Source organism: Roseburia sp. OM04-10BH (assembly GCF_003462605.1).
Lineage (GTDB): Bacteria > Bacillota > Clostridia > Lachnospirales > Lachnospiraceae > Roseburia_C > Roseburia_C amylophila.
This window is the reverse complement of record NZ_QTZI01000003.1, coordinates 239,136-259,057: the sequence shown is the minus strand read 5'-3', so window position 1 is coordinate 259,057 and position 19,922 is coordinate 239,136. Positions and strand designations below refer to the sequence as shown.

Sequence of the window (19,922 nt, the reverse complement as noted above, 5' to 3'; positions counted from 1 at the left end):
ATATAGTATACCAAAGAAGCATGTTTACAAAAGAACCGAAAATACAAAAGAGAAAAAAGAAGCTGCTGAAAAGCAGCTTCTTTTCTGCAACAGGCAATAAAGGAGTTATTATGCGAAAAGTGAAAAGTAAAAAAAGTAATTATCTGTTGCTGTTTTGTGGAGCACTTCTGGTTCTTATACTGGTGGTTCTGATAACGGATACAAAAGGGGAGAAAAATGGATATTCCGAACAATGTGTTTATCGGAATGAGATTCCCTCCCTGCTGCAGTTTACTTATTATTCCAAGGACGAATGGGCTGAGAAACTGCCGCAACAGGGAACACTTACCTATGATGATGTAAGTGGCATTCTGGAATTGCTTCATTTAAAAGAATATATTCCTTTGGATGATTCGAAAAAAAACATTGACCGGGCAGTCTGGTTTGCTATATATGATGAAATTTTAAGTTATCTTGATACCGATACGTCTGTCTTAAAAAAGGACATTCTTGTATTGAAAAAAGAAAAAAAGCAGCTTACCACACAGGATGGCATTTATGCCATTACATCCAATCTAAAGTGGTATCAGAAGCTTCACAGTTATGGTGTTTATCTGTTAGAGGATAAAGTAATCGGGGTCGCCGCAAAGGATAAAGAAGATGTGGCATTGAAAAATGCCTATCTCATTTCAAATATAGAAGGAAATCTTACATTTCTTTATCAGGGAACAGAATACCAGCTGCCGGTTGATACCGATGAAGAATTATCAAATGTCGTAGCAGATATTTTTTTCAGTGAAAAAGAGATACATAAAATCAGCCGGAAGGAAGATACCATTACCGGAAAGCTGATATCAAAAACAGATACCGCAATGGAGATTAAGGGATATGGACAAGTTGCGATAGATGAAGCCATGAAAATATATGCAACTTATGATGGAATCCGGGAAGTCTCCATGGATGCGCTGATGCTGGAAAATATGGAAATTACATTTGTAGTGGCAGAAAAACAGATCTGCGCCATTCTTTTGACAGAGCCTGCTAAAATAGAAAACATCCGTGTTTTGTTATTAGACAATGATAATATGTTCCGTTCTGATGTATCATTGGTATCGGATGTGCCGGTGCATCTTTATTATGGAGAAACGGAAACTGTATTAGAAGCAGGAAGCGTGATTACAGCATCCTGTTATGCCAATATACTGACAACATCGTCTGTTTCATTAGTCGCAGAGGATGGCACATCGCCATTCTATTTTACTGACAATCAGGGCAATCGCATATCTCCGGCTTATGCAGGCAGCATGGAGCTTCGTATGTATCCGGAAGGATATACCGTGGTAAATGTAGTGGATTTAGAATCCTATGTAAAGGGCGTTATCCCAAGTGAGGTTCCATCTTCTTATGGAATGGAAGCCTTAAAAGCACAGGCTGTCTGTGCCAGAAGCTATGCTTATATCCAGATGATGCACAATAAATATGAAGCTTATGGAGCACATGTAGATGACAGTGTGAATTTTCAGGTGTATAATAAGCAGAATCAGACGCCGGAAACGGTAGCTGCGGTAGATGAGACGAAAGGTCAGGTACTTTCTTATAAAGGTGATATTATAGAGACTTATTATTATTCCACATCCTATGGACATACCGGAGATTACGAAGCCTGGAATCTTGATAAAGATGCTTATGGTTATTTGCAGGGCGTCTGGGTGCGCAGTGAAGAAAATCCCATTGATTTATCGGATGAAAAAAGCTTCTTGGATTATATCAGTAACGTAGACAGTGCCTGCTATGAATCGGATTTGAAATATTTCCGTTGGAATACTGTGCTTGATTTCCAGGGAAAAGATGAGACATTGCTTCATACGATAGCCGATAGAAAAGAGCACCAGCCGGAGGCAATTAGTTATTATAAAGATGCATCTAAGACGGAAACAACAGACAGTTGCAGTAACTTTGGCTCATTGCAGGCAATAAATGTGGTAAAACGCAATCAGAGTGGTGTTATTTTAGAACTGGAACTTGAATTCCAGAATGGTGCAGTCAGCGTACAGTCCGAATATAATATGCGTGCAATTTTGGGCTGTGGTATTACGAATATTAACCTTTTGGATGGAAGCAGTGTGGAAATGAGTATTCTGCCCAGTGCTTATATCAGTATACAGGCAAAAGGGGATGGAACTTATGCAGTCCTTGGCGGTGGTTACGGTCATGGCATTGGCATGAGCCAGAATGGGGCACAAAAGCTTTGCGGGCAGGGCTTTGATTATAAAAGGATATTAAATTATTTTTATCAGGATACAGAACTGACTGAGTTATATCAGCCACAAAATATGACGAAGGAAGAAGGGGGTGCATAAGTTTGCTCTGGAAACTGATTGGAAATGTAAAATCATTTTTAGATAAATGTAAACGGGATAATATCAATGCATTTGCAGCACAGGCAGCATTTTTTATCCTCTTATCCAGTATCCCGTTTCTTATGGTGTTCAGTTCCCTTTTGCAGTACACGCCGGTAACGGAAGGGATGATTTTGCAGATTGTAAATGAAACAATGCCTGAATATATTGCGCCGTTCCTGGTAAATATTATCAATGAAGTCTATACCAAATCCTTTGGAATTGTATCGATTGCAGCCATCGCAGCAGTGTGGTCGGCAGCCAAGGGTGTGCAGTATATGGCAAATGGGTTGAATGTGGTAAATGATATTGTGGAGACCAGAAACTGGTTTGTTCTCCGTTTCTGGGCGATTATTTATACCATTGTATTTGTCATTGCTATTGTAATCTCGCTGGTATTACTGGTATTTGGCAAATCATTAGAACATCTTCTGGTGAAACATATTCCGATAATGACACATATTGTAAGCCTTATATTTGAACGTGGAAGCCTTATTATGATACTGGTGTTAGTCATTCTCTTTGTAGTGATTTTTACATTGATACCAAACCGTAAGGCAACCTTTCGTTCCCAGCTTCCGGGCGCAGTACTTTGTGCCATTGCCTGGTGTGTGTTTTCTGCCGGATTATCTATCTATGTGAATTATTTTAATGGATTTTCCATGTATGGAAGCCTGACTACATTGGTATTAATTATGTTGTGGATGTATTTTTGCATGTATATCCTGATGTTATGTGCGGAATTCAATGTGGTATTCGACGAATATATTGCAGGATTCATACAGCAGAAGAAGGAACGGAAACGGGATAAAAAATAACTTGAAGTTTTAGAAACACTGTGATATTATAACATTTAGTGAAAAAGTAAAGGGCAATGAAAGTGTTCAGTAGGTTATTGTACTTTTTAAAGAGAGAGGAAATCATCGGCTGAAAGTTTCCTTAAGGTAAGGCAGTAATTGAATTTCGCACGGAAGCTGCACAGGTGAATGTTAGTAGTCTGTGACGTGATACGCGTTAAGTATTTATAAGTGTCTAATGATTTAGAAATCAGGGTGGTACCGCGGAGTAATTTCGTCCCTATGGGAAGAAAATGCTTCGCGTTTTTTTTACGTGAAAAATTCGCAAAGCGTGTTTCTCGTAGTTTATTTATGAATGAAATAAAATGATAGAAGGAGATATTATTATGAAAGAAAAGCTGCAGAAAATCAGGGAAGAGGCAATTCATCAGATTGAATCATCCGGCGAACTTGGCAAACTGAATGATGTCAGAGTTGCATTTCTCGGAAAGAAAGGTGAACTCACCGCAGTATTAAAAGGAATGAAGGATGTTGCACCGGAGGACAGACCTCTGGTAGGACAGCTGGTAAACGAGACCAGGGAAGCTATTGAAAAGAAATTAGATGAGACAAAGCAGAAATTAGAAGCTGCCCAGATGGAACTGAAATTAAAACATGAAGTAATTGATGTTACACTTCCGGCTAAAAAGAACCGTGTCGGCCATCGTCATCCGAATACCATTGCATTGGAAGAAGTAGAGCGTATCTTTACCGGTATGGGCTATGAAGTAGTGGAAGGACCGGAAGTAGAATATGATTATTATAACTTTGAAGCGTTAAATATTCCTGCAAATCATCCTGCAAAAGACGAGCAGGATACGTTCTATATTAATGATAAAATCGTGCTTCGTACCCAGACTTCACCGGTACAGGTCCGTGTCATGGAAAAAGGCAAGCTGCCAATCCGCATGATTGCACCGGGAAGAGTATTCCGTGCAGATGAAGTAGATGCAACCCATTCACCTTCCTTCCATCAGATAGAAGGAATGGTAATTGATAAGAATATTACATTTGCAGATTTAAAGGGAACGCTGCAGGAGTTTGCAGCCCGTCTGTTCGGACCGGAAACCAAAGTAAAATTCCGTCCGCATCACTTCCCATTTACAGAGCCAAGTGCAGAGATGGATGTCACCTGCTTTAAATGTGGCGGTAAAGGATGCCGTTTCTGTAAGGGAGAAGGATGGATTGAAATCTTAGGCTGTGGAATGGTTCATCCGAAGGTGCTTCGTATGAGCGGTATTGATCCGGAAGAATATTCAGGATTTGCATTCGGAGTTGGTCTTGAGCGTATTGCTTTATTGAAATATGAAATTGATGATATGCGTCTCTTGTATGAGAATGATGACCGTTTCTTAAGACAGTTTTAATGAACAGGGAAGTTGAAGGGACATGCTTCCTGTAGTCGGAAAGAAAAGAACACAGTAGAGAGTTGATAGAAGGAGAAACAATATGAATACATCATTAAAATGGATAGAAGCTTTGGTTCCGGGACTTAATGTAGATGCACAGGAATATACCGATGCAATGATTCTGTCCGGTTCAAAAGTAGAATTTTACAAGAAAATGGATGCCGATTTAGAGAAAATCGTCGTTGGACAGATTAAGAAAATCGAGCCGCATCCGGATGCTGATAAGTTAATCATCTGTCAGGTAGATGTGGGAACAGGTGAGGACATCCAGATTGTAACCGGTGCTCCGAATGTAAAAGAAGGAGATAAAGTTCCGGTTGTATTAGATGGCGGACGTGTTGCCGGTGGACATGATGGAAAGATGACAGAAGGCGGCATCAAAATTAAAAAAGGTAAATTAAGAGGAATTGAGTCCAATGGAATGATGTGCTCCATTGAAGAACTTGGTTCTACCCGTGATATGTATCCGGAAGCTCCGGAATATGGTATCTACATCTTCGCAGAGGATGAGGTAAAACCGGGTGATGATGCAATTAAAGCATTAGGCCTTGATGATACTATTGTGGAATATGAGATTACAAACAACCGTGTAGACTGTTTCTCAATCCTTGGAATTGCCAGAGAAGCAGCAGCAACCTTTAAGAAAGAATTTGTACCGCCGGTTGTAACTGAGACCGGAAATGATGAGGATGTCAATGACTATATTAAAGTAAATGTAGTAGACAAAGAATTATGTCCTCGTTATACCGCCCGTGTGGTAAAGAATATTAAGATTGCTCCATCACCAAAGTGGATGCAGCGCAGACTTGCAGCCCAGGGAATCCGTCCAATCAATAACATTGTGGACATTACCAACTATGTTATGGAAGAATACGGACAGCCGATGCATGCATATGACTGGGATACCATCGAGGGAAAAGAGATTGTTGTAAGACGTGCCGGAAAAGGCGAATTATTTACAACTTTGGATGGTCAGGAGCGTTCTTTGGATGAAAACGTTCTGATGATTTGTGATGGCAGGAAAGCAATCGGTATTGCAGGTATTATGGGTGGCGAGAATTCCATGATTACAGACAATGTAAAAACCATGCTTTTTGAAGCTGCATGCTTCGATGGAACCAATATCCGCCTTTCCGGTAAGAAAATCGGGCTTCGTACCGATGCGTCTTCCAAATTTGAAAAAGGTCTGGATCCGAACCTTGCTATGGAAGCTATGAACAGAGCCTGCCAGTTAATCGAAGAATTAGGCGCTGGTGAAGTAGTTGGCGGAGCCATTGATATTTACGAGAATAAGAAAGAAGGCAGACGGATTCCTTTTGAACCGGAGAAATATAATAAATTATTAGGAACCAATATTAAGCCGGAAGAAATGCTTTCCTATTTTAAACGTCTGGAATTAGGTTATGATAAAGAAACCAATGAAGTATTAGTTCCATCCTGGAGACAGGACTTAGAGTGTGATGCAGACCTTGCAGAAGAGGTAGCAAGATTCTTTGGTTATGCAAACATTCCAACAACCCTGCCAAGCGGAGAAGCTACTACCGGAATGTTATCCTATAAATTAAGAATCGAAGCAATTGCAAGAGAAATTGCAGAGTTCTGCGGTTTTTCACAGGGTATGAATTATTCCTTCGAAAGCCCGAAGGTATTTGATAAATTATTACTTCCGGAAGATTCACCATTACGCCAGACCGTAACAATTTCCAATCCTTTGGGAGAAGATTTCAGTATTATGCGTACCACATCCTTAAATGGAATGCTGACATCTTTATCAACCAACTACAACAGAAGAAATAAAGATGTACGTCTCTATGAATTAGGCAACATTTATCTGCCAAAGAGTGTACCGGTAACGGAACTTCCGGACGAGAGAATGCAGTTTACCCTTGGTATGTATGGTGAAGGTGATTTCTTTACCATGAAGGGAGTGGTAGAAGAATTCTTCTATAAAGTTGGAATGACGATGAAAGCTGAATATGATCCGAAGTCCGGAAGACCTTATCTGCATCCGGGCCGTCAGGCAAACATTGTATATGATGGTAAAGTAGTTGGTTACTTAGGAGAGGTTCATCCGATTGTAGCTGCTAATTACAATATCAAAGATAGAGTATACGTTGCAGTGATTGATATGCCATCTATTATGGATGAAACAACCTTTGACCGTAAATACGAAGGTATTGCCAAATTCCCGGCAGCAACCCGTGATATCAGTATGGTTGTTCCAAAAGAGATTCTTGCAGGAGATATCGAAAAAGTATTCGACAGCAAGGGCGGCGCTTACTTAGAAAGCTACACACTGTTCGATATTTATGAAGGAGCCCAGATTAAACCGGGTTATAAATCTATTGCTTATTCACTGACCTTCCGTGCAAAGGATAAGAACTTAGAGGAAGCAGATTTAAGCGGAGCAATGAACCGCATTGTAAAAGCATTAGAAGCAATGAAGATTGAACTGAGAGCTTAGAAATAGAGGAAAGAAACATGGATGTAAAAGCTTTTGATTACGATTTACCGGAGGAACTGATTGCGCAGGATCCTCTGGAGGATCGTTCCAGTTCCAGACTCATGGTCTTGGATAAGAAAACAGGAGATATTGAACATAAAATATTCCGTGATGTAGTAGATTATCTGCAGCCGGGAGACTGTCTTGTGTTAAATAATACCAAGGTTATTCCGGCAAGACTGTTTGGAGTCAAAGAGGGAACGGAAGCCAAAATAGAGATTCTTCTTTTAAAGAGAAAAGAAAATGATATCTGGGAAACACTGGTAAAACCGGGAAAGAAATGTAAGCCTGGTGTTAAGATTTCTTTTGGAGAGGGACTTTTGACCGGAGAAGTCTTAGAGGTCGTAGAAGATGGTAACCGGCTGATTCAGTTTCACTATGATGGAATCTTTGAAGAGATTTTAGACCAGCTTGGTCAGATGCCATTGCCGCCTTATATTACCCATCAGTTAAAGGATAAGAACCGTTATCAGACAGTATATGCCAAATATGATGGTTCTGCCGCTGCCCCAACAGCGGGACTTCATTTTACACCGGAATTATTACAGCAGATTCGTGATATGGGCATAGATATAGCAGAAGTTACCCTTCATGTGGGACTTGGTACTTTCCGTCCGGTAAAAGTAGATACCATCGAAGAGCATCATATGCATTCGGAATTCTACCGGATCGAACAGTCGGAAGCCGATAAAATCAATCGTGCCAAAGCAAATGGCCACCGGGTAATTGCCGTGGGAACCACCAGTACAAGAACCTTAGAGTCCGCAGCAGAAGAAGATGGCACCTTACGGGAAAAGAGCGGCTGGACGGATATCTTTATCTATCCGGGCTATAGGTTTAAAGTTATAGATGCTCTGATTACGAATTTCCACCTGCCACAGTCTACCCTTGTGATGTTGGTGTCTGCTCTTGCAGGCAGGGAACATATTCTGGCTGCCTATAAGAAAGCAGTAGAAGAAAAATACCGTTTCTTTAGTTTTGGGGACGCTATGCTGATAAAATAATTTCTTATTGTCAGAATTCGAAATATAGGATAAAATAATTTTATTAGCTTTAATCTTGATAGAAGGAGAGGACTATGGACGAGAGAAGAAAACATAAACGATTGGATTTAGATGTATCTGTTCAGCTGGAACGTCTGGATCAGGATGATATTACTACTTTAAAATTTATTCATGTGGTAGTTACCGATATTTCACGTTCCGGAATCGGATTTGTTTCTGACCAGAATTTGAAAGTTGGAACCTACTATGATACCAAGATTCAGATCTGGACGAAAGAGGTCATTGATGCGGTACTTGAGATTGTCAGATGTGACCCGAAGGGGGACGGAACCTATAAATATGGCTGTGTATTTGTTGGAATGTCAGATACCGATGCATTAAAAATTGATATTTATCAGATTTTCAATGATGTCTAAAAGAAAAAATGAGTTACAGAATAAAATGTGTTGATGAAAACCGCTTTTAACCCTTGAAAATAAAGGGCTGAAAGCGGTTTGATGTTTTCAAAACTGCCTGTAGCAGATTTGGTGCTTTTTTTAGTGGATTTATAATCTGACATATGATTTACATAGATAATTTCTCTAAATCTTTGTAGAAATCAGGGTAAGAAACCTCTGCAATTTCAGAATGCTCTAATTCGATACCACCATCAATATTTAACGCAGCAATGGCAAAGCTCATAGCAATCCGGTGATCAAGTCCTGCATCAATGGCTGCGGAGTGTAAGGTATTTCCGCCGTGAATAATCATGCCATCATCCGTTGGGGTAACATCACAGCCTAATAACTTTAAGTTTTCTGTTACCGTAAGAATACGGTCGGTTTCCTTTACCTTAAGTTCTGCAGCATCCCGGATAATGGTGATTCCTTCTGCAAAGGCTGCCATAACAGCAATCACAGGGATTTCATCGATTAAAGTCGGGATGAGTTCCCCTTCCACCACGGTACCATGAAGTGAACTGCCTTTTACCAGAAGGTCGCAGACCGGCTCACCGGATGCGGTTCTTGGATTCAGCCGTTCGATGGAGCCGCCCATTGCTTTGGCAACTTTTAAGATGCCGTCTCTTGTGGGATTGACTCCAACATTGCGGATTAAGATTTCGGAACCAGGAGTAAGTAACGCTGCCGCAATAAAATAGGCTGCCGAAGAAATATCTCCAGGAACTTCCACTTTCTGTCCGTTTAAAACAGGATCCGGTGCAATGGATGCAGTTGTTCCTTCGGAGGTGACTTTAGCACCGAAAGAGCGAAGCATTAGTTCTGTGTGGTTGCGGGAGAGTACCGGTTCCGTTACGCTGGTAATTCCGTCGGCGTATAAGCCGGCTAAAAGTATACAGGATTTTACCTGGGCAGATGCAACCTTGGAAGTATAATCAATGGCATGTAATTCATGTCCGGTTATTTTTAAAGGAACACAGTTGTTATCCTTTAAACTTTCGATATCTGCCTGCATGAGACGAAGTGGTTCCATGATACGCTTCATAGGACGGGTGCGAAGGGAATCATCCCCATCTAACTGGCTGACAAAGGGATTACCGGCTAAGATACCGGAAATCAGCCGGGTAGTAGTTCCACTGTTCCCTGCATCTAAGATATGCTGTGGAGCCTTTAGACCGTGTAATCCTTTTCCATGGACAAGTACACGACTTTTTTCCCGTTCAATTTCAATGCCCATTTCCTGAAAGCAGGAAATCGTAGAAAGACAGTCGGCACCCTCTAAGAAATTGGTGATTTCGGTTGTGCCGTTGGAAAGCGAACCAAACATAATTGCACGATGGGAAATAGATTTGTCTCCCGGAATATTTATTTCTCCATGTAAGGCATGGGCTTTTTTGATCTGCATAATAAAATCCTTTCTGGATGCATTCTGAAATATTGTCAATATTTTATCTAAATATTATCGTTCATAAACTGTATAATGATATTTGCGAAGCAGTGCAATGGCACAGTTAAGTGCTTCTTCTTCATATAATTCAATACGAAGTACACCGTTTTCAAATTCACGGTTATGGATAATTCCAATATTTTTAATACTGATATTGTTGCTGGCAAGAATCGTAGCAATGGTTGCAATTCCACCGGCTTCATCAATCAGATCACAATAACATTCAAAGACTTTACGCAATGGACCGGAAGAAGTAATGGTGATAGAATCCCGGTAATCCTTGGCATGAGAGAAGAAATCATAGATTTCCTTTTCTTTTTTTTCTGCAATCAGACTACGCATGGTATTTAATTCTTCCGTATAGCGGTCAATGAGTGTTAAAATCTGCTCCCGGTTAGAGGCACAGATATGCTGCCACATTACAGGAGAAGAGGATGCAATTCTTGTAATATCTTTAAATCCGCCTGCTGCAATCGTCTTCATCGTCTCATTTTCATCATCGGTTTCACGAATCAGATTCACAAGACTTGCTGCAATAATATGCGGCAGATGACTGATAGAAGCGGTTGCATAGTCATGGGTTTTCGCATCCATAATCATAGGAACTGAGCCTAATGATGCAATATAATCCCGGAACGCATGAAGCACTGCGGTATCAGTTTTTGCAGTCGGGGTTAAAATATAATAAGCATTTTCCAATAAATAGGCGGTTGCAGCCTGATAGCCGGTCTTTTCAGAACCTGCCATAGGATGTCCGCCAATAAAAAAGGATTCTAACTCAAGGGCTGTAATACTTTCATGAATATCCCCTTTGACACTTCCTACATCAGAAAGAATACAGCCCTTTTTCAAAAAGGGCTTTAATTCTTTTATGTATTCAATATTTTTCTGTACCGGACAGCAGAGAAAGATAATATCACAGTCGGAGAAATCTTTCATTGCAAGCAGCGTATCATTGGAAATAGTATGGTCCTCAAAAGCTGCAGTTATGGTAGAAAGATGACCGGATGTGGCAATCAGTTCTGTTTCCGGGTAAATGCGTTTTATGGTCTTAGCCATCGAACCGCCGATAAGACCAAGACCAATAAAACCGATTTTCTTAAAGTCCATGTTACATTAAGCTCCTTCCGCTTAAGGAAATATATGGTTTGATATGTTCCATAACAGAATCGAACTGTTCGAAGTTCAGAGACTGCGGACCATCGGAAAGTGCATGTGCAGGGTCATTATGCACTTCAATCATCAGACCATCGGCACCGCAGGCAATACCGGCTTTAGCAAGCGGCTCAACGAAAGAGCGGACACCAGTTGCATGGCTTGGATCAACGATGACCGGAAGATGGGTACGTTCCTTTAAGACACATACTGCACTTAAATCCAAAGTGTTTCTGGTGGAAGTCTCAAAGGTACGGATACCACGTTCACATAATGCAACGTTTGGACTTCCGGAAGAAATAATATATTCTGCTGCATTCAGCCATTCATCAATCGTAGCAGACAGACCTCTCTTTAATAAGACAGGAAGACCAGCACGGCCAACTTCTTTTAATAATTCGAAGTTCTGCATATTTCTGGCACCGACCTGAAGCATGCTGACATATTTTACAGCAGATTCTACGGCATGTGCGCTGGTTACTTCACAAATGGTTGCAAGACCTGTTTCATCCGAAGCGGTCTTCATATATTTTAAACCTTCTTCCTCAAGACCCTGGAAAGAGTATGGGGAAGTACGAGGTTTGTAAGCACCACCACGAAGAATGGTTGCTCCTGCCTTCTTGACTGCACGGGCAATGCAAAGAAGCTGTTCTTCTGTTTCAACGGCACATGGACCAGCCATAATTGTCATGGTATCAGGACCGATTACGGTATCCTTAACCTTGAAGCTGGTTGGCTGTGGGTGGAACTTCTTATTGGCAAGCTTGTAGCTTTCGGTAATCGGAACTACCTTTTCTACCTCAGGGCTGGCTTCAATGCGCTGAATATCTAATTTGGTTTTATCACCGACAACTCCGATGATTGTAACTTCTTCCCCATGTGAAAGATGGGTTTTTAAGCCTTCTTTTTCCACTGCATCTACAATTTTATCTACATCCTGTGGAAGAGCGGATGGTTTCATAACAATAATCATAATTTATAATCCTCACTTAAAAAAATGTCACCTGACCGGTTTATTATAATATGAGAAGAAACGGAATGCAACCGTATCTCTCCGGTGGTGCATGTATACTATAACGGAATCAGAATACAATGTCAATACTTTAAAGCGTTAAAGTTTAACGTGCGAAAATATAAAATTTCACAATAAAATTATCAAAAATAGTGCAAAATGTTTACTGCACATTTACAATTCATTCATAAATGTTGTGTATAATACATAATATAGTTGAAGAAAATAACTTGATTTAGTAAAATATATACATAAATCTATAGTACAGGAGGAATAACATATGGAAGTATTTACAACGGACAGAATCAGAAACGTCGTGCTTTTAGGACATGGTGGAGCGGGAAAGACCAGTCTGGTGGAAGCAATGGCATATTTATCCGGCATGACAACCCGTATGGGAAAGATTTCTGATGGAAATACTATCAGTGATTTTGATAAAGAAGAAATCAAAAGACAGTTTTCCATCCATACTTCGGTTGTTCCGGTTATCTGGGATAATACCAAGATTAATTTCTTAGATACTCCGGGATATTTTGACTTTGTCGGTGAAGTGGAAGAAGCAGTCAGTGCCGCAGATGCAGCAATTATCGTGGTATCCGGCAAGAATGGAATTGAAGTCGGTACGAAGAAAGCCTGGGACATCTGCGAGAAATACAATCTTCCGAGAATGATATTTGTTACGGAGATGGATATTGATAATGCAAGCTTCAGGCAGGTAGTAGAAGATTTACAGCAGTTATATGGCAAGCGGATTGCACCATTCCATCTGCCGATTCGTGAAAACGAGAAATTTGTAGGCTATATCAATGTGGTTCGTAAGAGTGCCCAGAGATGGAATGATAAGGGTGAAGTAGTAGAATGTGAGATTCCGGAATACAGCCAGAATAACCTTGGAATCTGTACCGATGCCCTGATGGAAGCGGTAGCAGAAACCAGTGAAGAATTCATGGAGCGGTATTTTAATGGTGATGAATTCTCAGAAAACGAAATACGTCAGGCACTTCGCGTGAATGTGGCGGATGCCAGCATGGTTCCGGTTTCCATGGGTTCCAGCATTCTTGCACAGGGTATGTATACCTTGTTAGATGACATTATAAAATACTTCCCAAGCCCGGATAAACGTTCCTGTACCGGAATCAATGCCAAGAGCAATGAAGTATATTCCGCAGATTATGATTTCTCAAAGCCAAAATCAGCATATATTTTTAAAACAATTGTAGACCCTTTTATTGGAAAATATTCTCTGATAAAAGTAAATTCCGGTGTGTTAAAAACCGATGATTTACTTTTTAATCATCATCGGGATACAGAAGGCAGGATTGGAAAGCTCTATGTAATGTGCGGCAGCAAACCACAGGAAGTACCGGAGCTTCATGCCGGAGATATCGGAGCATTAGCAAAGCTTTCCGGAGCTATGACAACCGATTCCCTGTCTACCAGAGCCAATCCGATACTCTTTATCCGGACAAGTATTTCAGAGCCATATACCGGCATGAGGTATAAAGCAAAGAATAAAGGTGATGAAGATAAAATTTCCCAGGCACTGCAGAAAATTATGCAGGAGGACTTAACCATTAAGACGGTAAATGACAGTGCTAATCACCAGACACTGATTTATGGTATCGGGGAACAGCAGTTGGAGGTTCTGGTAGAAACCTTAAAGAATAAGTATAAAGTAGAGATTGAACTGAGCCGTCCGAAGGTTGCATTCCGTGAAACCATCCGAGGAACCTCAGATGTGGAATATAAATATAAGAAACAGTCTGGTGGACATGGCCAGTATGGACATGTAAAGATGCGTTTTTCACCATCGGGAAATCTTGAGGAAGCCTATGAGTTCTCGCAGGAAGTGGTTGGCGGAGCGGTTCCGAAGAATTTCTTCCCGGCAGTAGAAAAAGGGCTTCAGGAGGGCGTGCAGAAAGGACCTTTGGCGGCATATCCGGTACTTGGTATCAAGGCAGTGCTTTATGACGGTTCCTATCATGCAGTAGATTCTTCGGAAATGGCATTTAAGGTTGCTGCAAGAGAAGCCTTAAAGAAAGGAATCTTAGAAGCAAAGCCGGTGCTTTTAGAACCGATTGCCAGCCTTAAGATTACATTACCGGACGTTTATACCGGAGATGTAATGGGAGATTTAAATAAGAAGCGGGCAAGAGTTCTTGGCATGACACCGGATAACAAAGGAACCACCGAGATTTTAGCGGATATTCCTTATATTGAATTATATGGTTATGGCACAAGACTTCGTTCCATGACACAGGGAAGCGGAGATTTCTCCTACCAGTTTGCCAGATACGAACAGGCACCGGAGGAAGTCGCAAGGGTACAGATGGAAGAACGGGCATCCAAGCTTGCTTCAGAAGAGGATAAATAGTGTAGTGAGATAAGTGTAATGAGAAAAAATATCTGTTAAGACAAACGGATGAGGAAAGAGAGGTGGTGGTGACATGGGAAAGAAAAGAACATTTTTTGCAATTGTTTTGATTATTGCACTGTTTTTCGATAATTCGCAGTTCTCAGAAGCAAAAGCACTTCGTTCTCTGCCAATCACTACCTCTCTTTATTACAGCATGGAGCCGGAAGATGCCAATGTATTAAAGGAAGATTATGATATCACCTATTACTTAAATGGTGGAATCCCTTCTTCTGATTTGACTTATAACTATATTATAGAAGAACTTCCTCTAACCCTTGATATACCGGAAAAACCGGGATATAATTTCGCTGGCTGGTATACCGAAAGCAGTTATCAGAATAAGATTACAGAGATAAACATTGATAATTTCGGAGACGTATCGTTATACGCAAAATGGACCAAGAAGATTGATTCTTCTTACAGCGTGGAAATGTATCCATATTCCACGGCATCACAGATGAGCGGAAATGACCGGATGTTAAAGGATTGTGGATTCAGCTTTGCCTATGATGTAAATATTCCGGGAATGCCATCCACCAGGGAACAGGATTATGCACAGAATATGACATCCACGGACAACCAGTGTCCGCAGGGAATCTGTATTACCGAAGATTATTATATGATTACAGCATATAATACGGATGATTCGGAAAGCCTTGGAGCCCTTTATATCTTTGACAAAGAGACCGGAGAATATATGGTTACCCTTGGCATGAAAAAGAACAGCCATCTTGGAGGACTTACCTACGATGGAAGAAATGTCTGGATCTGCCATTCGGACACAAGGTCTTTGGAACGGCTTAGTTACAGTTATATAAAAAAGATTGCAGAGTCCAAACCGAAGATTTTTGTGGATGCCACCGGAATGTTTGAAGAATACCGTGTAGCGAATATGCCATCCTGCATTACCTGGCATGATGGAATTCTCTGGGTAGCAACACACAATGCCTTATTCAAATCCATTATGATTTCTTATAAATATCAGGATGGAGAACTGATGGAACAGCAGCGCTACCAGATACCGGAAAAGGTGCAGGGAATTGCTTTTGATGAACAGGACAGAGTGTATTTAAGCACATCCTATGGAAGAAGCAATTCATCCTATTTAAAGATTTACCAGAATGTAGATGCAATGGATACAAAGCCGCGGGCACCGGAACTTAAGGTGGAAATGCCACCATGTTCCGAAGAAATTAATTATGCAGACGGCAATATCTATGTGCTGTTTGAATCGGCAAGCTCGAAATATTTTGAAGGCACAGACGGAAAAGGGAAGAGCATTTGTCCGATAGACCGGATTCTTACAATTGATACAAATACCATTTTTCCTTGACAAATTGAGGGCATGTGATAGAATTTTATGAGTATAAGTCTCTAAAAAGGCATTCTATCAGCATGTCCTTATTTTATGGACGAAAGCTGTTTTAATTAGGAGGAATTGAAGATGTCACAAACAACAGTACCGTATAATCACAGAGCGGTAGAGCAGAAATGGCGTAAAGTCTGGGAAGATAAGCCAATTAACGTAAATGATGGCAAGAAGCCGAAATACTATTGTCTGGATATGTTTCCATACCCATCCGGAAACGGACTTCATGTAGGTCACTGGAGAGGCTATGTAATATCTGATGTATGGAGCCGCTATAAGCTTATGCATGGATATTATGTCATTCACCCGATGGGATGGGATGCATTTGGTCTTCCGGCAGAGAACTACGCAATTAAGATGGGTGTTCATCCGGAAAAATCTACCGCTGAAAATATCAGGAATATCAAGCGTCAGATTCAGGAAATTGCTGCAATCTATGACTGGGATATGGAAGTAAATACTACCGATCCTGAATTCTACAAATGGACACAGTGGATTTTTGTAAAAATGTTTAAAGCCGGACTTGCTTATGAGAAAGAGATGCCAATTAACTGGTGCCCATCCTGTAAGACTGGTCTTGCCAATGAAGAAGTTGTAAATGGTAAATGTGAGCGTTGTGGTGCTGATGTTACCAAGAAGAACTTAAAGCAGTGGATGCTTAAGATTACCAAATATGCTGACCGTCTTCTTGCAGACCTTGATAAGCTTGACTGGCCGGAAAAGGTTAAGAAAATGCAGACTGACTGGATTGGTAAGAGTAATGGAGCAGAAGTCAACTTTAAGGTGGATGGAAGCGATAAAGAGATTACTGTTTATACCACAAGACCGGATACTCTTCACGGAGCAACCTTCATGGTACTTGCACCGGAGCATGCTTTGGCAAAAGAGCTTGCAACTGATGAGACAAGAGCTGCAGTAGAGGATTATATCTATCAGTCATCCCTGAAATCTTCTGTAGATCGTTTGCAGGATAAAGAAAAGACTGGTGTATTTACTGGTTCTTATGCAATCAATCCGCTGAATGGTGCAAAGGTTCCAATCTGGCTTTCTGATTATGTATTAGCTGATTATGGTACCGGAGCAATTATGTGTGTTCCTGCACATGATGACCGTGACTTTGAATTTGCAAAGAAATTCAATATTCCAATCATCCAGGTTATTGCCAAAGATGGTAAGGAAATTGAAAATATGACCGAAGCCTATACCGAAGCAAAAGGTATTATGATTAATTCTGGTGACTGGAATGGAATGGAGTCATCCATTCTTAAGAAAGAAGCTCCGGAAATGATTGAAAAGATGGGCTTTGGTAAGAAGACAACCAACTATAAATTAAGAGACTGGGTATTCTCCCGCCAGCGTTACTGGGGCGAGCCAATTCCAATCGTACATTGTCCGGATTGTGGAGCAGTTCCGGTTCCGGAAGAAGAGCTTCCATTACTGTTACCGGAGGTTGAATCTTATCAGCCGACAGGTACCGGAGAATCACCGTTGGCAGATATTACGGAGTGGGTAAATACCACATGTCCTTGCTGTGGTAAGCCTGCAAAACGTGAGACCAATACCATGCCACAGTGGGCAGGTTCATCCTGGTATTTCTTACGTTATGTAGATAACAAGAACAAAGATGAATTAGTAAGCCGCGAGAAAGCAGATAAATATCTTCCGGTTGATATGTATATCGGTGGAGTAGAGCATGCAGTACTGCATCTTCTGTATTCCCGTTTCTATACCAAATTCTTATATGATATCGGAGTAATTGACTTTGATGAGCCATTTACCAAACTGTTTAATCAGGGTATGATTACCGGTAAGAATGGTATCAAGATGAGTAAATCTAAAGGAAATGTCGTCTCACCGGATGATCTGGTTCGTGACTACGGCTGTGATTCCTTAAGATTATATGAGCTGTTTGTTGGACCACCGGAATTGGATTCTGAGTGGGATGATCGTGGAATCGATGGTGTATACCGTTTCATCACCAGATTCTGGAATCTTGTAATGAGCCAGAAGGATGCAGATGTTGCTGAAACCAAAGAACTGGTTAAGATTCGTCATAAACTGGTATATGATATCACCCAGAGACTGGAAAGCTTCAGCTTAAATACTGTAATTTCAGGGTTCATGGAATACAACAACAAACTGATCGACCTTTCCAAGAAGGGCGGCGTAGATAAGAAGACACTTGAAACTTATGTGCTTCTTCTTGCTCCGTTTGCACCACATATTGCAGAAGAACTGTGGAGCGAGCTTGGTCATGATACTTCCGTATTTGCAGAAAGATGGCCGGAGTATGATAAAGATGCAATGGAAGATGATGAAGTTGAAATTGCAGTACAGATTAACGGCAAGACAAAGGGTGTTGTCAGCATTGCAAAAGATGCTTCCAAAGAGGATGCACTTGCTGCAGGAAAAGCTGCAATTGCAGATAAGCTTACCGGCAATGTAATCAAAGAGATTTATGTACCGGGTAAAATCATTAATATTGTAATGAAATAAGCAATGATAAAATCATAATAAATATAACGCAAACGAGGATGTGCATTTTGCATATCCTCGCTTGTGTTATAAGAGACTATTTTTTCTTTTTCTGTAACATCTGCATCATCTGCAGCATTTTATCCGCTTTTACACGTTCTGCTTCGGACATATTCTGCTTTAATAATTCAATTAATAAAGTTGTTTCGGTATTGGAAAAAGTCATGCCGTTCTGTTTGGCATTATTGGCGGCGTTCATGACCGTGGAAGCCATGGATTTGGCATCCTTTGCATCGGTGTTATTAGAAGCAAAATCCATAAGAAACTGCAGCTTTTCCGGTGAAATATCATTTAAGGCAGGATTGCCTTTTAAAAAGTCTAAATTCATAAAATCCTCCGTTCTTAACAAGTTGACAGGGAACCATAAAATAACAAATGATAAAGTGATGAAATCAGGAAAACAGGGTATCATAAGCAGACAGCATCTGATACATATTTAAAAAGTTTTCAATATTTTCTTTCTCGCTGGGTGTACACTGTTCGCTGATATCGGTAAGCATCTGAAACATCCGCTCCTGGGGAGAATGGCTGCTGACTTCCTGGATCGTAAGCGTGTCATTGGAAAAAAGCTGGGCTGTTTTTTGTAGTTCCATATATTTGATGAGAAGCGCAAAGGGACGCTGCTGACCGGCGGAAAGATATGGAATCATGGTTTTCATAATCTGTAACTGGTGGTTTTGTAACTGCGAGTCAAAGAAGGTTGGTTTATACTCAGAATCCATAAAAAAATCCTTTTTCTTTTAAATTATGATGGAACAGCGGAAAATATAACTTTGACGCATATAATAAAATGTAGAACTTTTTTATAGAAACCGGAAAGGATTTGATGCCAGCATGGGAAAATTAATCATTGACGGAAATGAAGTATATGAAATAGATGAAGAATGTATGAAAAAAAAGGAAGCAGAAAAGAAGAAGCGGACCGCACCGGAAAAAGGCGGTCAAAGATATGACACAAGAAAGAATCCTGCTTGCAGGATTCTCCGCCTGCGGCGGGTCACTTCAGCGACATAATTCCTCTCCGTCGCAGTGCGACCCTGCCCGGAGGGCTTTTAATTCTATAGGAAACGTAACTTTAACACTTTAATGTAACACGGCGTTTCCTATAGAATAAAAAAGGGACCTCGTTGAGAGGCCCCCGCTTTGCAGATGAATTAGCATCCACAACCGTTGTTGTTAAATCCGAAGCTGTCACCACAGCCGCCACAGAAGAGCAACAGTAAAATAATCCAGATACAGCTGTCGTTGCCGCATCCATTGCCACATCCTCCAAATCCATTGTTGCCGCAGCAGGAGAGTAACAGGATAATCCAGATTAAAGAACAGCAGTTATTTCCTTCGTTACATCCACATCCGCAGCCAGTAGCAGCTAAATCACTCATTTTCAAATCCTCCAAAATTTATCTTACACTTCATAATAT

16 protein-coding genes and 1 other annotated feature are annotated in these 19,922 nt (G+C 40.8%); of the genes, 10 read left to right on the top strand and 6 right to left on the bottom strand.

What is annotated here, in order from left to right; translation table 11 throughout:
* The first annotated feature begins 110 nt into the window (after positions 1 to 110).
* From DXB43_RS05135 to DXB43_RS05110, 6 genes are all read left to right on the top strand, one after another.
* Positions 111 to 2,339: a SpoIID/LytB domain-containing protein gene (locus DXB43_RS05135; RefSeq protein WP_158567194.1), complete on the top strand. Its 2,229-nt coding sequence runs from the start codon at positions 111 to 113 to the stop codon at positions 2,337 to 2,339.
* A 2-nt stretch (positions 2,340 to 2,341) separates the two neighbouring features.
* Entirely contained in the window at positions 2,342 to 3,196 is an 855-nt protein-coding gene (locus DXB43_RS05130; RefSeq protein WP_022243880.1) for a YihY/virulence factor BrkB family protein, read from the top strand.
* A gap of 47 nt (positions 3,197 to 3,243) precedes the next feature.
* Positions 3,244 to 3,460, top strand: a binding site (T-box leader).
* Positions 3,461 to 3,561: 101 nt separating this feature from the next.
* Positions 3,562 to 4,581 carry a phenylalanine--tRNA ligase subunit alpha gene (pheS, locus tag DXB43_RS05125; protein WP_117698997.1) on the top strand — a complete coding sequence of 340 codons (1,020 nt, stop codon included), beginning with the start codon at positions 3,562 to 3,564 and terminating at the stop codon, positions 4,579 to 4,581.
* Positions 4,582 to 4,663: 82 nt separating this feature from the next.
* On the top strand, positions 4,664 to 7,087 hold the full coding sequence (pheT, locus tag DXB43_RS05120) for a phenylalanine--tRNA ligase subunit beta (protein ID WP_117946986.1): 2,424 nt from the start codon (positions 4,664 to 4,666) through the stop codon (positions 7,085 to 7,087).
* Positions 7,088 to 7,104: 17 nt separating this feature from the next.
* On the top strand, positions 7,105 to 8,130 hold the full coding sequence (gene queA, locus DXB43_RS05115; protein ID WP_117946985.1) for a tRNA preQ1(34) S-adenosylmethionine ribosyltransferase-isomerase QueA: 1,026 nt from the start codon (positions 7,105 to 7,107) through the stop codon (positions 8,128 to 8,130).
* A gap of 74 nt (positions 8,131 to 8,204) precedes the next feature.
* On the top strand, positions 8,205 to 8,546 hold the full coding sequence (locus tag DXB43_RS05110) for a PilZ domain-containing protein (protein WP_022243876.1): 342 nt from the start codon (positions 8,205 to 8,207) through the stop codon (positions 8,544 to 8,546).
* A gap of 148 nt (positions 8,547 to 8,694) precedes the next feature.
* Here the strand turns inward: DXB43_RS05110 and aroA are convergent, their stop codons facing one another.
* From aroA to aroF, 3 genes are read right to left on the bottom strand one after another with little or no spacing between them, the layout of a single operon-like run.
* Positions 8,695 to 9,972 carry a 3-phosphoshikimate 1-carboxyvinyltransferase gene (gene aroA, locus DXB43_RS05105; protein ID WP_117946984.1) on the bottom strand — a complete coding sequence of 426 codons (1,278 nt, stop codon included), beginning with the start codon at positions 9,970 to 9,972 and terminating at the stop codon, positions 8,695 to 8,697.
* Between the two features lie 54 nt (positions 9,973 to 10,026).
* Entirely contained in the window at positions 10,027 to 11,124 is a 1,098-nt protein-coding gene (locus DXB43_RS05100; RefSeq protein WP_117946983.1) for a prephenate dehydrogenase, read from the bottom strand.
* 1 nt (position 11,125) lies between these two features.
* On the bottom strand, positions 11,126 to 12,142 hold the full coding sequence (gene aroF / locus DXB43_RS05095; RefSeq protein WP_022243873.1) for a 3-deoxy-7-phosphoheptulonate synthase: 1,017 nt from the start codon (positions 12,140 to 12,142) through the stop codon (positions 11,126 to 11,128).
* A gap of 319 nt (positions 12,143 to 12,461) precedes the next feature.
* Here aroF and DXB43_RS05090 point away from each other — a divergent pair, with 319 nt between their 5' ends.
* The 3 genes from DXB43_RS05090 to leuS all read left to right on the top strand — a co-directional run bounded on the left by DXB43_RS05090 (position 12,462) and on the right by leuS (position 18,462).
* A complete protein-coding gene (locus tag DXB43_RS05090) occupies positions 12,462 to 14,555 on the top strand; it encodes an elongation factor G (protein WP_117946982.1) in 2,094 nt (697 codons plus the stop codon).
* Between the two features lie 73 nt (positions 14,556 to 14,628).
* A complete protein-coding gene (locus DXB43_RS05085; RefSeq protein WP_117698991.1) occupies positions 14,629 to 15,930 on the top strand; it encodes an InlB B-repeat-containing protein in 1,302 nt (433 codons plus the stop codon).
* A 111-nt stretch (positions 15,931 to 16,041) separates the two neighbouring features.
* Complete coding sequence (leuS, locus tag DXB43_RS05080) at positions 16,042 to 18,462, top strand: leucine--tRNA ligase (protein WP_117946981.1); 2,421 nt, start codon at positions 16,042 to 16,044, stop codon at positions 18,460 to 18,462.
* Between the two features lie 76 nt (positions 18,463 to 18,538).
* Here leuS and DXB43_RS05075 read toward each other — a convergent pair whose 3' ends face one another.
* Together DXB43_RS05075 and DXB43_RS05070 are read right to left on the bottom strand one after the other, a co-directional pair.
* Positions 18,539 to 18,829, bottom strand: coding sequence for a hypothetical protein (locus tag DXB43_RS05075; protein ID WP_117946980.1), 291 nt, complete (start codon positions 18,827 to 18,829; stop codon positions 18,539 to 18,541).
* 64 nt (positions 18,830 to 18,893) lie between these two features.
* Entirely contained in the window at positions 18,894 to 19,223 is a 330-nt protein-coding gene (locus DXB43_RS05070; RefSeq protein ID WP_117946979.1) for a hypothetical protein, read from the bottom strand.
* Positions 19,224 to 19,335: 112 nt separating this feature from the next.
* Here DXB43_RS05070 and DXB43_RS05065 point away from each other — a divergent pair, with 112 nt between their 5' ends.
* Positions 19,336 to 19,515: a hypothetical protein gene (locus tag DXB43_RS05065; protein WP_117946978.1), complete on the top strand. Its 180-nt coding sequence runs from the start codon at positions 19,336 to 19,338 to the stop codon at positions 19,513 to 19,515.
* Between the two features lie 140 nt (positions 19,516 to 19,655).
* On the opposite strand, the gene DXB43_RS05060 is transcribed toward DXB43_RS05065, so the two are convergent.
* Complete coding sequence (locus DXB43_RS05060; RefSeq protein WP_022243866.1) at positions 19,656 to 19,883, bottom strand: hypothetical protein; 228 nt, start codon at positions 19,881 to 19,883, stop codon at positions 19,656 to 19,658.
* Between the last annotated feature and the right edge of the window lie 39 nt (positions 19,884 to 19,922).